This window comes from Chitinophaga sp. YR627 (assembly GCF_900114995.1).
GTDB lineage: Bacteria > Bacteroidota > Bacteroidia > Chitinophagales > Chitinophagaceae > Chitinophaga.
Genome location: NZ_FOUX01000001.1, coordinates 1,884,023 through 1,900,812, shown reverse-complemented (window position 1 = coordinate 1,900,812; position 16,790 = coordinate 1,884,023). Strand labels below are relative to the sequence as shown.

Sequence of the window (16,790 nt, the reverse complement as noted above, 5' to 3'; positions counted from 1 at the left end):
ATATTATTTATTTTCCTGTGATTGTTAACCTGTTGTTTTTCCTGATGGAAGAGCAAAAATAGTCAAAACAATGGCATCCCATATAGCTCTGGGCAAAAAAGGGGAGTTGATTGCATGCGGGCATCTCCGGCTGCATCATTACGAGATCATAGCGGTTAACTGGCGGCATCGGCGGAAGGAGATAGATATTATCGCTTCGCGGGATGGTTGTCTGGTGTTTTTTGAGGTGAAGACGCTGGCGAGTGATCTTTATGGCTGGCCGGAGAAGCATGTTACGGCGGCGAAGCGGCGGAATATACAGGCAGTGGCATCTGCGTATATGGATCGGATGAAGCAGCTGCCGAAGGTCATACGGTTTGATGTGATTGCGATTACTTTCCAGCCGGATGGTACTTATGAGCTGGTGCATTTTGAGGATGCGTTTTAGCTTTCATCTCGGGTGAGTGTTTTATTGCTGACTGGTTGTGAATGTAGCCGGGCGGGAATCGTATGCCCTTATACTTTGTGTAGTTAGTGTTTTCAGGCTGTTGGTTGTCAGAGGCAGGGGGGAATGCTCCGGATTCAGTATGGGATTACGGGCTGTCGTTCTTAGAAGTTCCTTGCTATTTGGCTTTATTTTGGAGAGTTGGGCGTTGGTTTGGTGGATTAAACCCCTGGTGCATGGGCCGGGCATACTTCTAAGAACTAAGGCCCGTAATCTCCATCTGAACCCTGCGCCTCAACGCCGCTGCTGATTAAGTTTAGGGGTGGTGGGTAATGCAGTTGTACAGTCGTATAGTTATGCAGTTGTGGCGTCATGCTGCTTTGCATTCTTCATTGTATATCGATATATCGTGGTTGTGATTGTATCAATGCGATTGCATCAAATAAAAAGACGAATTACATTGGCTTGCGCGTTTTGTAATTCGTCCTTTGTTTATTGACTTTAGAGAAAGGATCAGGTGGTTGCGTAATTCCTAATTCCTAATCCTCAATCTCAATCTTATTCCTTATCCCCAGATACCGGTGTAGTTATGAGGAGTGATCGCTTTCAGTTCTTTTTTCAGGGTGGCGCTGATCTTCAGTCCGTCGATGAACTTGTGCATGGTTTTCTGGTTGATGTTCTGACCGCCACGGGTGAGTTCCTTCAGGGCCTCATAAGGTTGAGGGAAGTTCTCACGACGGAGTACGGTCTGGATCGCTTCAGCCACTACAGCCCAGTTGTTTTCCAGATCGTCCTGGAGTTTGGCTTCGTTCAGGATCAGTTTACCAAGACCTTTCTGAACGGATTTCAGGCCCAGGACAGTGTGACCGAATGGAATGCCTACGTTACGGAGAACGGTGGAGTCGGTCAGGTCACGCTGGAGACGGGAGATCGGCAGTTTGGCGCTCAGGTGTTCGAAGACGGCGTTTGCCAGTCCGAAGTTACCTTCTGCATTTTCGAAGTCGATCGGGTTTACTTTATGCGGCATCGCGGAAGAACCTACTTCGCCAGCCTTGATCTTCTGTTTGAAGTAATCCATGGATATGTATGTCCAGATGTCACGGCAGAAGTCGATCAGGATCGTGTTGATACGTTTCAGGGTATCAAACTGAGCGGCGATGTTGTCATAATGTTCGATCTGGGTGGTATATTTCATACGCTGCAGACTGAGGGTATTGTTGACGAATTTGTCGGCGAATTTCTCCCAGTTGGTTTTAGGGAATGCCACGTAGTGTGCGTTGAAGTTACCGGTAGCGCCACCGAATTTAGCTGCGAAAGGAATATCTCCCAGCAGTTTCACCTGACCTTCCAGTCTTTCTACAAACACCAGGATCTCTTTACCCAGGATGGTCGGAGAAGCCGGTTGACCGTGTGTACGGGCCAGCATTGGTATCTTCATCCAGCTCTTAGCCATCTTTTTCAGGTCCAGGATCAGATTAGCGATCGCCGGCATGAAAACATGTTCTACAGCTTCTTTCCAGAACAGCGGCGTAGCAGTATTGTTGACGTCCTGGGAAGTCAGACCGAAGTGTACCCACTCCAGTTTATCTTCCAGGCCGAGCGCTTTCAGCTCATTCTTAACAAAATACTCAACAGCTTTTACATCGTGATTGGTTACTTTCTCTGTCTCCTTGATCAGCTGTGCATGCTCAATGGTGAACTCCTGGTAAATCTTACGCAGGGCAGGCACCTGAGATTTGGAGAGCGTAAATACCTTCTGCTCTGACAGGGCGATAAAGTATTCTATCTCTACCAGTACACGGTAACGGATCAGTGCAAACTCGGAAAAATAAGGTGCCAGTTCTTCCAGTTGTCTCCGGTATCTACCATCCAGCGGAGAAATGGCGGTTAAAGCTTGTAATTGCATAATGTTATTTGATTAGTGAGCGTTTATCACTTTTTGCCTAATTTAGCCGGCAAAATTACAGAAATTGGAACGGAAAGTAAAAGTAGCGGCAGTAAGTTATTTGAATACCAGGCCATTATTGTACGGATTCAGGGATCATCCCGTGATGAATATGCTGGAACTGAGTGTTGATTATCCTGCTAAGATTGCACAGCAACTGATTGATGGAGAGGTAGATGTGGCGCTCGTGCCAGTAGCGACCATCCCAAAACTGAAAGAATATCATATCATTTCTGATTTTTGCATCGGTGCGGAAGGTGCAGTAGCTTCCGTTTGCCTTTTCAGTGAAGTTCCCCTTAATGAGATCAAACGGATCTACCTGGATTATCAGAGCCGTACCTCAGTTGCCTTACTGAAAGTGCTGGTACGTGAACATTGGAAACTGGACGTTGAACTGATCGATACCACCGGCGATTACCAGGATAAGATCAAAGGTACCGACGCCGGACTGGTAATCGGCGACCGTGCACTCGAACAGCGACATGTATCTCCTTATATATATGACCTCGCTGAGCATTGGATGAGATTTACCAGTCTGCCATTTGTATTTGCAGCCTGGATCAGCAACAAGCCTTTACCTGCAGAGTTCATTCAGCAGTTTAACAATGCCAACAGTCTCGGTATCCATAATATTCCAGCTGTCGTAGCAGAGAATCCTTATCCGCTGTATGACCTTACAACGTATTATACACAGAATATCAGTTATCCGCTGACACCGTCCAAACGCCAGGGCTTACAGCGCTTTCTGAGTTATCTGATCAACAAATAAGCAGTAAAGTATTACAATACAGCTGAGAGCAGAAAAGGTTGGCAGAACATTGCCGCTGCTTTCATGTTATAATAATGAACAACATTCATACAAAGGTACTTCTCTCAGAGAGGTACTTTTTTTATTTAAAGAGATAAACTGTACGCTGAAAACTACTTATGCCAGAATTTTAAATTCTTAACTCTTAAGTCTTATTTTCTTAAATTACTATCCCATCTGTTCACACAAACGCCTGTAACATGAAAATTGGCATCCTGGGTAGTGGTCCTGTCGGACTTACGTTAACGGAAGGATTGATCATGGCCGGTCATGACGTCATACTCGGCACCCGCAATCCGTCCAAGGAATCGCTTCAGCAATGGATCAAAAAGAAAGGAGGTGAGCATGTGACCGCCCTGCCATTCCGCGAAGCGGCCGCCCAGGGAGAACTACTGGTGATCTGTACCAACTGGTCAGGTACCCAGAAAGCGATCGAGTCAGCAGGGTTGTGGAATTTCAAGAATAAAGTTGTTGTAGACGTAACCAATCCCCTGGATGGAAAAGGGCCCGATCAGCAGGGAAGACTGAGCTTCTCCATTGGACATACCAATTCTGCGGGGGAACAATTACAAGCCTGGTTACCGCCAGATGCACACGTAGTGAAAGCCCTCAGCTGTATCGGACATGAATCCATGTTCCGGCATCAAACGGAGCAGGAAACACCGACCATGTTCATCTGTGGTAATAAAAGAGCGGCCAAAGCAGCCGTTACTACACTCCTGAATGAAATGGGCTGGAAGGATGTGGTAGATATGGGAACGATCGAAATGAGTCGGAATATCGAGCCGCTGAGTATATTGTGGTATGCCTATGGTTTCCGCACAGGCACCTGGAGCCATGCTTTCAGGTTGGTGAAGTGAGATAGTGCTGTTGAGTGAGGTGTTGGATATGAGGACTCTTGAGATGAGCCGCAATATAGAGCCGCTGACTTAGTATGTCGTGTCAGACATTGGCAATAGTTATTGAATTGCTGTGTAAATTCCTAAGGTCAGGGTGTCTATTTTAAGACTTTCGCCGTAACGGGACTGCTGATAGGATCATTTCTCTTGAGTGGTTTAGTTTTAGGGCTGGGTCTTACGCTTCGGTTTCAGATGGGACCTCTGGCTGACGGTCTTTGAAGTTTACATGGATTGGGCCTGGGGAGATTGTATTGGGCTTTGGGAATATCGATTTAACTCCTGCGTACTTCAAAGACCTAAGGCCAGGGTCTCCATCTGAAATCCTTCGCTGTGACGGCCCTGCTGACTAGTTAATCAACCTCCTGATGTTACTGAGTATATTACTATATGCTTATGGTTTCCGGGGAATGTGGGGGATGCTTTCAGACTGGTGAAGTGAGATTAATAATTAGGCTTCCGGAAGTTACATCTTATAGGAGATAGCGGTCTGTGTAGGCTGCGGATATTATAACTATAAATCACAAGGGTGTCCGTCATATGACGGACACCCTTGTGATTTATAGTTAGTTGGCGTGATGCCTAGATCTCCTTCACGTTGATATAGAAGTTTGGATCAACTTTAAACTTCTTACGATCTGACAGGGTCATTGTCATTGACTGCCAGTTTCTTCCCGGATAGATAAATGTATAGCCGTTATCGGTCAGGGTCACCTTTACCGGCATGTTGAAGTTCTCTACATCAGTTACCCAGCGGAATTTCAGCTGAGAACCTTCAAAATGATACTCCAGCGTCGGCACGGAAGTGTGCGTCAGGTACTGTTCAAAGACCTTGTTGAAGTTCATATTCGTTTTCTGGTTGAAGAATTCCTCCACCTGACGGGTAGTGACTGTCTGATGGTAGAAGGTCTTGTTCAGTCCACGCAGGATCTCACGGAACATGTCATCGTTGTTCACGATCTGACGGATGGTGTGGATCATGTTCGCTCCCTTGTAATACATATCGCCGCTGCCCTCATTGTTCACATCATAGGCACCGATGATAGGAACGTCATTTCTGATGTTCTTCCGGATACCGGTGATATAGTCAAAAGCGGCTTCTTTACCGAACTGGCATTGCATGAAGAGCGTCTCGGAATAATTGGTAAAGCTCTCATGCACCCACATATCGGCGATGTCTTTAGTGGTGATATTGTTACCAAACCACTCGTGACCGCTTTCATGTATGATGATGAAATCCCATTTCAGGCCCCATCCGCTGCCGGAAAGGTCGGTACCCTTATAACCCATCTGGAACTTATTGCCATAAGCAACAGCGCTCTGGTGTTCCATACCGAGGTGCGGAGACTCTACCAGCTTATAGCTGTCTTTATAAAAAGGATATTTACCAAACCAGAATTCGAAGCATTTCAGCATGTCTTTAACGACTGCGAAATGTGTTTTGGCGGTATCAACGTTATAATCCATTACCCAATAGCCCAGTTCCAGTTTACCACCTTCACCGGAGTAGGTGTCTTTGAATTCGGTATAGTGACCGATGTTCATTGCCACATCATAGTTATTGATCGGGTTGGAAACGTACCAGGTCCATACCATGTTACCGTCGCGGTCCAGTGCTTTCTTTTTCAGACGGCCGTTAGATACATCTACCAGATCGGGTGGTGTGGTTACGCTGATGGTCATATTATCAGGTTCATCGCTCTGGTGATCTTTGTTAGGCCACCATACGCTTGCGCCAAGTCCCTGACAGGCTGTAGCCACCCAGGGTCTGTTCTGCTTGTCTTTGGTCCAGACCAGTCCACCGTCCCAGGGTGCATTTTTTGCTACACGTGGTTTACCGTGGTAAGCAATGTAGATCTTATTTGTCCTACCCTTGACCTGCTTCTTTGCCACCAGGTCGACCAGGATGACATTCCCTTCTCGTTTGAAAGGGACAGCCTGTTTGTCCTGCAAAATACTATCTACCTGGAGTGGTTCCTGGAGGTCGATCTGCATGATACTATCTACCTTCAGCACTTTGTAGGTAATGGTGTTGGACCCGGAAATGGTACTGTCGCTGAGGGAAGGTTTTACCCGCAGATCGTAGGATTTCACATCCCACCACGCACGTTCACGGGTAATGGATCCCCGTAGGGTATCTGCCCGGGTAAATGTCGTTTGATGTTGGGCACCGGCAGACAAAGCCGTAAGCAAAACCAATAAAAGCATAGGAATGCCGCGCATAGAAATTCTTATTTTATGCCGGAAAGGTATTAATTTTCGTTTAATAATGCCTAACGCTGAACGTTTAATGCTTAACGCTTTATACCGATATCCATGAGCGGCAAGCCAGGGACGTTCAGTGGCCGTAAGACCCTTCGCATGTACAAGAGACTATTCTGCATACCGTTTATCGTATTAGTGGCTGCCTGCGGACGTCCCGCTTCTTCCGGCAAACAGGTGTTCCGGTACAATGTACCGGAAGGGATTTCCTCCCTGGATCCTGCATTTGCCAAGAACCAGGCGATCATCTGGCCAGTCAGACAGCTCTATAACACTCTGGTAGAACCGGATGAGCAACTGAACATCCGTCCCTCGCTGGCAAAAGGCTGGGATGTCTCTGCAGATCATAAGACTTTCGTCTTTCATTTACGGACGGACGTCCATTTCCATGATAATGAGATCTTTCCGGAAGGGAAGGGCCGTCTGATGACAGCGGCGGATGTGGTGTACAGTCTGCAGCGTATCATGGACCAGGCTACCGCGTCCCCAGGCGCCTGGATCTTTAATGGTAAGGTTGACCCGGTCAAGGGTTTTCAGGCAATGAATGATTCGACCTTTCAACTGAACTTATTACAACCGTTCCATCCGATACTGGGCATTCTGAGTATGCAATATTGCTCTATCATCCCACATGAGGCAGTCGAAAAATATGGGAAGGACTTCCGTAAGCATCCCTGCGGAACGGGTCCTTTCAGTTTCTCTTTCTGGGAAGAAGGACAAGCTTTGGTGTTGCACCGTAATCCGCATTACTTCGAAAGAGACAGTGCCGGACATGCATTGCCGTACCTGGATGCGGTGAAGGTCAGTTTTCTGGATAGCAAGGCGACCGAATTCCTCTTATTCCGGCAGGGACAGCTGGACTTTATGAATGATATAGACGCATCTTTTAAAGATGAAGTGCTGACGAAAAAGGGAAAACTGAAGAAGGAATGGGAGGGAAAACTGATCCTAGACAAGAGTCCTTATCTGAATATAGAATATTTCGGTTTTCTGCTGGATACGAGCAAGTCTGCCGTAAAGCATTCACCCTCAGCAATAAAGAAAATCAGACAGGCCATCAACTACGGTATCGACAGAACGCGGATGATCACGTATCTGCGTAACGGTATAGGTTATCCGGCTACGGCTGGCTTTGTACCCATGGGATTACCGTCTTTTGATACTGCCAAAGTAAAAGGCTTCCGTTATGACCCGGAAAAGTCGAGATCCCTGCTGAAGGAAGCCGGATTCCCGGAAGGAAAAGGACTGGCTCCGCTCAGGTTACTCTCTATCCCTGTCTATGAGGATTACGCCAATTATGTGGCTAACCAGTTACAGCAAGTGGGTATCCCGGTGCAGGTGGAAGTAATGCAGAAAGCACTCCTCCTGGAACAGACGGCAAAGTCAGAGGCGCTGTTTTTCAGAGGTAGCTGGATGGCAGATTATGCGGATGCCGAAAACTACCTCGCCGTGTTTTACAGTAAAAATCCGGCGCCCCCTAACTATACCCGTTATGTCAATTCGGCATTTGATAAACTATATGAAAAGTCGCTGAGTGAAAACAACGATTCGCTTCGTTCGCTTCTTTATCAGGAGATGGACCGGATGATCATTGACGATGCCCCCGTCGTTCCATTATTCTATGACGAAGTCATACATCTGGTGCAACCCAACGTTCAGGGATTTACAAGCAATGCCCTGAATCTCCTTGAGCTTAGAAAAGTAAAGATTCGTTTGTCCCCTAATCCCTGAGAAAATACCTGTGTGATATTTGCCGGCAAAGTTTGAAATTTGCAAGAAAGTAATTGTCATGAATGGTGTGATGCATCCCTGGGAATCTCCTCATTTTATGGTTGGCGGCGATCATCAGTCGCCCCGTTTTAACGCGTTCACGATAGAAGAACGGCTGGCTTCCGGCATCACTTACCCTACCTTCGTCCGCCGGGATTTTTATAAAATCATGTTCTTTCATGGGGACGCCGTATTCCATTTCGGCGACGAAAGTATTGCCATCAGCGGTGACACTTTGTTGTTCTTTCACCCCCGGTTACCTTACACCTATGGAGAGATCAAAACTGACATTTCGGGGTACTGCTGTGTGTTCACGGAAGCGTTCTTCCAGGAGTCTTTCAGGGGTAAACTGGACGACATTCCTTTATTTCAGCCAGGAGCGAAGCCTGTATTTTCACTTGAAGCTGAAGCGATTAAAGAAATAACTACTTCTTTTGATAAGATAATCAGAGAGTTAAGGAGTGAATATGTGTTCAAATTTGAACTGATCAGAAGTTATATTATGGAGCTCATATATAACGCCATGAAGCTAGCTCCCTTCAAAAATACCCTACCTGAAACGAACGCAGCCGCCCGCATAACCGCCGTATTTTCAGAGCTCCTGGAGCGACAATTTCCGGTAGATGTTTTCTCGCCAAGAGTGCTCTTACGGACCCCAAAAGACTTCGCTGAACGACTAGCTATCCATGTCAATTACCTGAACCGGGCGGTCAGGAAAGAGACCGGTAAGACGACCTCCGAACTCATTTTCGACCGACTGATCTCAGAGGCAAAAGGGATGCTCCGGCATAGTAATATGAACATCGCCGAGATCAGTTATGCCCTCGGTTTTGAAGACCAGGCACACTTCACCACCTTCTTCCGGAAGCGGACCGGCATGAGTCCGTCGGCATTCAGGCAGGTTTGAATTTCACAAACATTGGTTTGAAGATCGCAAAACACATGTAGATAGTCGTCCTACCTTTGAAGGGTAAAAATGAGACTATGGAACAAATAAAAGCACGCACTTTACAGGCGCCTATCGACTCCCCATTCGACGGCGCATCGACAGCTTCGGATGTAATTAGTGGTATCGATCTGTCCGGAAAGACGGTAATTGTCACCGGAGGCTATGCCGGTATCGGCGCCGAAACAACAAAGGTTTTGGCAAAAGCCGGTGCAAAAGTGATCGTACCAGCCAGAGATATCAGCAAGGCAGCTGCCGCATTGGCAGTTATTCATGGAGTGGAAATCGAACAAATGGACCTCATGGATCCGGCATCCATCTCCGCATTTACGGCCAGATTTCTGGCTACCGGACAACCCTTACATATCCTTATCAACAGCGCCGGTATTATGGCCAACCCACTTACCCGGGATACAAGAGGCTTCGAATCACAATTCGCAACTAACCACCTTGGACACTTTCAATTGACCGTCGGGCTTTGGCCGGCTTTGAAAAAAGCACAGGGCTCCAGGATCGTCGCCTTGTCTTCCTGGGGACACCGTTATTCACCGGTCGTATTTGAAGATATCAATTTTGAACACCGGCCGTATGACCCGTGGAAAGCATATGGTCAGTCGAAAACAGCGAATGTCCTGTTTGCTGTAGAAGCAGACCGGCGGGGGCAGGCAGATGGCATACGCGCCTTTGCCGTGCATCCGGGTAGTATCGTTAGTACCGATCTGAAACGCTATATACCTGAGGAACAATTGATTCAGATGGGCGCTCTGGACAAAGACGGTAATCCGGTTATTGATCCCGCCAGACAGCTGAAAACGATTGAACAGGGAGCGGCGACCAGCGTATGGTGTGCAACCAGCCCTTTGTTACTCGGAAAAGGCGGTGTGTATTGTGAGAACTCGGATATCTCTCCGGTGACGGAAAGTGATGGTACACAGGGGAGTAATGACCTGACTCAGCGGAAAGCGTCGAAAGCGTTCGGGGTGTTGCCGCATGCGATTGCTGCGGATGATGCTGTGCGTTTGTGGGAGGTTAGTGAGAAGCTGATTTCCAGGCATTAGCGTTCTGGAATTGTGATCGTCTTTTCAGGGCTGGTTGTTACGCTTCGGTTTCAGATGGGACCTCTGGCTGATGGTCTTTGAAGTTCTCGTTGCTAGGGCTTGGGGAAGTCTTATCGGGCTTTGGAATATCTATTTAACTCCTGCGTACTTCAAATACCTAAGGCCAGGGTCTCCATCTGAAAACCTTCGCTGTGATAGGGCTGCTGATAGGTTAATTTCCTTACGAGTGCTTGATTATCAGGGCTGGGTGTTACGCTTCGGTTTCAGATGGGACCTCTGGCTGACGGTCTTTGAAGTTCTCGTTGCTAGGGCTTGGGGAAGTCTTATCGGACTTTGGAATATCTATTTAACTCCTGCGTACTTCAAATACCTAAGGCCAGGGTCTCCATCTGAAAACCTTCGCTGTGATAGGGCTGCTGATAGGTTAATTTCCTTACGAGTGCTTGATTATCAGGGCTGGGTGTTACGCTTCGGTTTCAGATGGGACCTCTGGCTGACGGTCTTTGAAGTTCTCGTGCATGGGGCTTGGGGAAGTTGTATTTGGCTTTGGGATGTCTATTTAAGTTCTTCGTACTTCAAATACCTAAGGCCAGGGTCTCCATCTGAAAACCTTCGCTGTGACGGGACTGCTGATAGGATAATTTCCTTATGAATGCTTGACTGTCAGGGTTGGGTGTTACACTGCGGTTTCAGATGGGCCTTCCGATTGACGGTCCAATTACCTGGAACTGGTTAATTTTCAGGTATGGGAACTTTCGTTTCGGTTTTAGACGGCTGTAGTCATCAACCTAATAGAAAGCGTTATAGGTATTTAAGGAGCAGTCACATCCGATTTCAGCAGAGAATTCAGCTCGTTTAAGAGCGTTGAATGAGTCGCTGATTCAATCATCAATCAAGCATCAGGAATTTTAATTGTAAACAGCTCTATCACAGCGAAGGTTTTCAGATGGAGACCCTGGCCTTAGGTCTTTGAAGTTCGCCCATCCGACTGACCAGCATCCAATAGAATTTCCAAAGCCTAACACGCCCCATCTAAGCTAAATACTGAACCTTCAAAGACCGTCAGCCAGAGGTCCCATCTGAAACCGCAGCGTAAGACCCAGTTCAAAAAACAAAGACGACAATTGCAAACGATAACCACGCCCCATCTAAGCTAAATACTGAACCTTCAAAGACCGTCAGCCAGAGGTCCCATCTGAAACCGCAGCGTAAGACCCAGTTCAAAAAACAAAGACGACAATTGCAAACGATAACCACGCCCCATCTAAGCTAAATACTGAACCTTCAAAGACCGTCAGCCAGAGGTCCCATCTGAAACCGCAGCGTAAGACCCAGTTCAAAAAACAAAGCCGACAATTGCAAACAATACTCACACCCTTGCAAAGCATATTACTGGAAATAACTTTCGAACACCCGAAAGCCATTTACAGTAATAATCAAGTGATTAACCTAATCATACAAGTTCAATAAAAAGCCGTCTTCCAATCTTAATTTTAATGCCAGCACGTAATTCTACCCGCTGATTAGGATCGAGCAGCTTCTCGCTATCTACGGTAACTGCGCCATTGATGATCAACCTTCTAATGCCACTTCTGGTTTCGTCAGTCTTTAACTGATGACAGAGGTCCAGCAATGTAACAGTACACTCCGCCAGGGAGGAGATGGGTACCTGTCCGAAGGTCTTCTCTTCGAATGCCTTATTCTGGAACTGATTGATAAAGAATGCTTCAGCAGAAGCCGCGCTGTCCGCATCATGGTATTGTGTGATGATATTCGCAGCAATGATCTTCTTGATATTCATGGGGTTCTCACCAGCTACTAATAGCTGTTTCAGGGTAGCCTTTTCCGCCGGAGAAAAGTCCGTGGTGAGATCAATAAACTCATTGATCAGATGGTCCGGGATGGACATGGTCTTCCCAAACATATCGTTAGGCGTATCTGTCAGACCGATGATATTATTCAAGGACTTACTCATTTTCTCCTTTCCGTCCAGGCCTCTTAGCAGTGGCATACACATCACGACCTGCGGGGATAGTCCGTGGGCTTCCTGCAACTGTCTGCCCATGGTGCAGTTGAACAGCTGGTCTGTACCACCCATTTCAATGTCTGCGTTAATCTGCACAGAATCAAATCCCTGCAGAATAGGGTACATCAGTTCGTGCATAGCGATGGGCACGTTTTCCGTAAACCGTTTATTGAAATCGTTGCGATGCAGCAGCTGGGCGACGGTTACTTTAGACAGCAACTGAAGGATCTCGGGGAAGGACAGTTTATCAAGCCAGTCGCCATTGAACAGGATCTGACATTTATCTGTGTCAATGATCCGGGACAGCTGACGGATGTAGGTATCAGCATTCGATAGTACTTCTTCCTTACTTAAAGGCTTGCGGCTTTTATTCTTGCCGGTGGGATCTCCGATCTGTGCGGTGAAGCTACCGACGATAATAACGATCTGGTGACCCTGATCCTGGAATATACGCAGTTGTTTTAGTACCACGGCATGTCCGAGGTGGAGATCAGGGGCGGTTGGGTCAAAGCCTAGCTTGATGACCAGTTTACGTTTGTCTTTTTCGGCCTGTTTGATTTTTTCGGTAAGGCCGTTCTCAGGCAATATGACTGCTGCATTTGCCATTTGGAGTGTTGTTGTCATGATTGATAGAAATAAAAAAGCCCCGGACAAATGAATGTCCGGGGCTCCAGTGAGCTATGATGGTATATCTTATTTACAATAATCGTTTCGCATACTGCAAGACATACCTCTCCCGAACAACTACTGTATAATAGTATTCAGAGAAGAAAGGCAGGCGTAATATGCTATTTAAAAACTTCATTGGAAGGCAAATATACAAACAATTATTGCTATGACTGATAATCCTGTTTCAGTGAAGTAATTATAATAAGTGCTGAATTCGTTATATTTTTGAATACACAACGAAAATACCCCCATGAGAATTGCATTAATCATTTGCACAAGTTTTATCAGCCAGATCATGAACGGGCAATCTTTAAGCTCCCGTCAGACGCAACAGGACACAACCAGACCAGGCACATTTTCGCTGGGAGAAGTGGAAGTTATCGGACGGCATAGCGGTAACATCAATACTACGATCGATTCGCGTCAGATCCGGCTATTTGCCAAAAACGACGTTTCCAGGGCATTGAATGTACTGCCGGGCGTGAATCTTTCTGCTGTTGGTCCGAGGAATGAGGCCATGGTATATGTCAGAGGTTTTGACCTGCGGCAGGTACCCTTACTGATTGACGGTATCCCGGTCTACATACCTTATGATGGTTATGTGGACCTGGCCAGATTTACCACTTTCGATCTTTCCGCTATACATGTCTCCAAAGGATATACTTCGGTGCTTTATGGTCCGAATGCTTTGGGTGGCGCTATTAACCTGATCAGTCGCAGACCTGAGAAGCCATTTGAGTTCAATGGTGCGACGGGTTGGTTATCAGGTGGATACAGGTCGAATATCAATATCGGAAGTAATCTCGGAAAGTTCTATATTCAGGCAGGGGCCTCGAAGCTGAAACGGGATTCTTTCCCATTGTCGGATAAATTCATCCCTGGTAAAAATGAAGACGGCGGTGACAGGAACAACTCTTACAGTACAGATGAGAAGTACAATATGAAGGTGGCCTATACGCCCAATGAACGTTCGGAGTATGCATTGAGTTATGTTTACCAGCATGGCAAAAAAGGAACACCGGTTTATACGGGAACGGATACGCTGAACAGTCAGTTTAAGAGTCCGCGTTTCTGGCAATGGCCTTATTGGGACAAACGCAGTCTTTACTTTATTTCCAATACTACGATCGATAGCAGTCAGTATGTGAAGACGCGCTTCTATTATGATAAGTTCAAAAATGAGCTTGATTCCTATGACGATGCGACGTACACAACGATCTCACGTCCATATGCTTTTAAGAGCTTTTATGACGATTATACATTAGGCGGCATTGTGGAATATGGTAAGACCTTTTCGAAATGGGATGATCTGAAACTGACCGTACAATACAAAAAGGATGTGCACCGGGAGAATAATGAAGGCGAACCGGTACGTACCATGTCGGACCGGACCTTTACCGCGGGTGCTGAAAATGCGCTGAACCTGACCCATGGTCTGACCTTACTGACGGGTTTCAGTTATAATAATCGTACGAGTATCGAAGCGCAGGAGTATGTGAGTGCGACCAAACAGGTGAGAGACCTGCCTTCCAATAATAACAACGCTTTCAACATTCAGGGAGGTTTGCTGTATCAATTAAATGATAATCAGTCTTTTAATGCATCTGTAGCGCGTAAGACGCGTTTCGCTACCATGAAAGATCGCTACTCTTACCGTATGGGAACAGCGATTCCTAACCCGGATCTGAAAGCAGAGACTGCAGTCAACTATGAGCTGGGTTATAAAGGAAGGTTTATTGATAAGATAGAATTGCAGGCAGCTTTATTCTACACAAAGATCAACAACACCATTCTTTCTGTATCTAATGTATTATATGATTCTACGCGCAACGTATGGCAGTCACAGTTACAAAATGTGGGAGAGTCGGAATATCTGGGTGGAGAGATCGGTATCAGTTACCAGATCAGTGCTTCTTTTAATGCTGGTTTGAACTACACTTATATTAAAAGGAACAACCTGACGAATCCAAAGCTGTATTTCACAGATGTACCCCGGCAGAAGGCGTTTGGTTTTGTGCAGTATCAGCTGAAAGATCTGTTGTCCGTGCAGGTGAATGCTGAGCATAACTCCAGACGTTATAGCACGACGTATGGTACTTCAACAGGGAACTTCACCCTGCTGAATACTTCAGCGACGGTGCATATCTGGCGTTGGTTCTCTGTAGAGGGAGGTATTAATAATATCACCGACAAAAACTATTCGTTGGTAGAAGGTTATCCTGAACCAGGACGTAACTATTTTGCCAATGTTGTATACCGTTTGTAAACATGCAGGTAAGCGGGTATAAAATATTGATTTCCATATTACTGGTGGCCGGATTGTCCATCGCAGGGTTCCGCAGGCAGGGACCTGAACCCCTGCGTATTGACTATCCGGCTTACTTTGGTAACCGGACCTTTGTGCCGGATGACAATCCAACTACGGTGGAAGGTGTGGCGTTGGGCAGACGTTTGTTTTATGAAAAGAAGCTGTCCGCCAGTCAGCAGATATCCTGTGGTACCTGTCACCGGCAGGAACTGGCGTTTACAGATGGGAAAGCGTTTAGTACCGGAGTAGATGGGAGTCCGCAGCCCAGGAATACCATGTCGCTGGTCAACCTGCTCTGGGTACGTAACTTTTTCTGGGATGGCCGGGTCGCCGGACTGGAAATGCAGGCAGCAGTACCATTAACGAATGCCCATGAAATGGGGCAATCACTGGAGGTCTCTGCGGCGCTCCTCTCGAAAGAGGTAGTGTATAGATCCTTATTCAGTAAGGCTTTCGGGACGGACAGTCTAACAGGAGAGGGGATTGTAAAAGCCCTTTCGCAGTTTGAACGTACACTGGTTTCTGCGGATGCGCCTTACGATCGATACCTGCGTGGCGATTATCAGCCGACAGCTGCTGAGTTGAACGGGATCAGTCTTTTCTATGGCAATCCGGATGCTGCCAGGAACATACGCGGTGCTGGTTGCGCACATTGTCACGGCGGACCGAAGACATATATCGAGTTGTACCATAATAATGGACTGGACACAATACCTGCAGATTCGGGCCGGGAAAAAGTAAGTGGTCAGTCTTATGATCGGGGACGTTTCCGGGTGGTGTCCTTAAGGAATATTGCCCTGACGGCGCCTTATATGCATGATGGCAGGTTCAAGACTTTGGAAGAAGTTTTGTCTCACTATAACGAACATATTAAACCGAGCAAAACACTCAGTCCGTTTTTACAGGGAGTGGGTAATTCGAATGCCTCGGATGGCTTGACGCTGGGATTGACGGATCGTGAGAAAAAGGACTTGCTGGCATTTCTGCATATACTGACGGATTCGACTTTTATTACAGATAAAAGGTTCTCAGATCCCTTTAGATAGCAGTAACAATAAAAGGCTGTAATTGAATCAGGTAAAAGGTTCATAACGAATGAGTTCAGCAGCCGGTTTTCACAATACTTAATTTTAATTCTTAATTCAATATCATGAACATTTTCCGTAGTGCCATATTCCTGGGTTTGCAGCTGACATTTGTTGTTTCTGCTTATGCGCAGACTAGTCCTGCTGTGAAGATCAGCGGAGAGGTGACAAAACCGTTGACATTCTCCGTAGACGATCTGGCTAAAATGAAACGGAGCACAGCGGTACTGACTGACCGGGACGGTAAGGCGCATAGTTACCAGGGTGTTGCATTACAGGAATTACTGGAGCAGGCAGGGGTGACAATGGGTAAACAACTGAGAGGCGAGCAGCTGACAAAATACCTGATGGTGAAATGTGCAGATGGGTATGAGGTGTTGTTTTCACTGGCGGAACTGGACAGTAGTTTTACAGACAGGGTGGTAATACTGGCTGACAAACTTGAAAATGGTCCTTTGCCAGATGGAAAAGGTCCCTTCAGACTGGTAGTGCCAGGTGAGAAGAAACCGGCCAGAAGCAGTTTTCAGGTGGTGGAAATGGTGATCAGGTATGCCAAAGATTAAGGCTTTTTATAATTTTAACATTTCTTAAAC

Annotated in this window: 12 protein-coding genes; 9 read left to right on the top strand and 3 right to left on the bottom strand. The window is 46.6% G+C overall.

Translation table 11 applies throughout. The annotated features are described in order from the left end of the window. Positions 1-70 precede the first annotated feature (70 nt). Positions 71-427, top strand: coding sequence for a YraN family protein (locus tag BMZ72_RS06990; protein ID WP_089806571.1), 357 nt, complete (start codon positions 71-73; stop codon positions 425-427). Positions 428-989: 562 nt separating this feature from the next. Here the strand turns inward: BMZ72_RS06990 and purB are convergent. Next, positions 990-2,330 carry an adenylosuccinate lyase gene (gene purB, locus BMZ72_RS06985; protein ID WP_089806569.1) on the bottom strand — a complete coding sequence of 447 codons (1,341 nt, stop codon included), beginning with the start codon at positions 2,328-2,330 and terminating at the stop codon, positions 990-992. Between the two features lie 64 nt (positions 2,331-2,394). On the opposite strand from purB, the gene BMZ72_RS06980 reads away from it, so the two are divergent. After that, complete coding sequence (locus BMZ72_RS06980) at positions 2,395-3,138, top strand: menaquinone biosynthetic enzyme MqnA/MqnD family protein (protein ID WP_089806567.1); 744 nt, start codon at positions 2,395-2,397, stop codon at positions 3,136-3,138. Between the two features lie 239 nt (positions 3,139-3,377). Next, positions 3,378-4,037, top strand: a complete 660-nt coding sequence (locus BMZ72_RS06975; protein ID WP_089806565.1) for an NADPH-dependent F420 reductase — start codon at positions 3,378-3,380, stop codon at positions 4,035-4,037. 618 nt (positions 4,038-4,655) lie between these two features. Here the strand turns inward: BMZ72_RS06975 and BMZ72_RS06970 are convergent. Next, complete coding sequence (locus tag BMZ72_RS06970) at positions 4,656-6,296, bottom strand: M1 family metallopeptidase (RefSeq protein ID WP_089806564.1); 1,641 nt, start codon at positions 6,294-6,296, stop codon at positions 4,656-4,658. A gap of 93 nt (positions 6,297-6,389) precedes the next feature. Here BMZ72_RS06970 and BMZ72_RS06965 point away from each other — a divergent pair, with 93 nt between their 5' ends. The 3 genes from BMZ72_RS06965 (at position 6,390) to BMZ72_RS06955 (ending at position 10,109) form a co-directional block, all read left to right on the top strand. Continuing rightward, entirely contained in the window at positions 6,390-8,066 is a 1,677-nt protein-coding gene (locus BMZ72_RS06965; protein ID WP_255373129.1) for an ABC transporter substrate-binding protein, read from the top strand. 58 nt (positions 8,067-8,124) lie between these two features. Continuing rightward, positions 8,125-9,012, top strand: a complete 888-nt coding sequence (locus BMZ72_RS06960) for a helix-turn-helix domain-containing protein (RefSeq protein WP_089806560.1) — start codon at positions 8,125-8,127, stop codon at positions 9,010-9,012. 77 nt (positions 9,013-9,089) lie between these two features. After that, positions 9,090-10,109, top strand: coding sequence for an oxidoreductase (locus BMZ72_RS06955; protein ID WP_089806558.1), 1,020 nt, complete (start codon positions 9,090-9,092; stop codon positions 10,107-10,109). A gap of 1,453 nt (positions 10,110-11,562) precedes the next feature. Here BMZ72_RS06955 and tyrS read toward each other — a convergent pair. After that, positions 11,563-12,759, bottom strand: a complete 1,197-nt coding sequence (tyrS, locus tag BMZ72_RS06945; RefSeq protein ID WP_089806554.1) for a tyrosine--tRNA ligase — start codon at positions 12,757-12,759, stop codon at positions 11,563-11,565. Between the two features lie 295 nt (positions 12,760-13,054). On the opposite strand from tyrS, the gene BMZ72_RS06940 reads away from it, so the two are divergent. The 3 genes from BMZ72_RS06940 (at position 13,055) to BMZ72_RS06930 (ending at position 16,760) form a co-directional block, all read left to right on the top strand. Then, positions 13,055-15,070 carry a TonB-dependent receptor plug domain-containing protein gene (locus tag BMZ72_RS06940; RefSeq protein WP_089806552.1) on the top strand — a complete coding sequence of 672 codons (2,016 nt, stop codon included), beginning with the start codon at positions 13,055-13,057 and terminating at the stop codon, positions 15,068-15,070. Between the two features lie 2 nt (positions 15,071-15,072). Further along, on the top strand, positions 15,073-16,158 hold the full coding sequence (locus BMZ72_RS06935) for a cytochrome-c peroxidase (RefSeq protein ID WP_089806550.1): 1,086 nt from the start codon (positions 15,073-15,075) through the stop codon (positions 16,156-16,158). A gap of 104 nt (positions 16,159-16,262) precedes the next feature. Further along, positions 16,263-16,760 (top strand): molybdopterin-dependent oxidoreductase, encoded by a 498-nt coding sequence (locus BMZ72_RS06930; RefSeq protein WP_089806548.1) that lies wholly within the window; start codon positions 16,263-16,265, stop codon positions 16,758-16,760. Positions 16,761-16,790 lie beyond the last annotated feature (30 nt).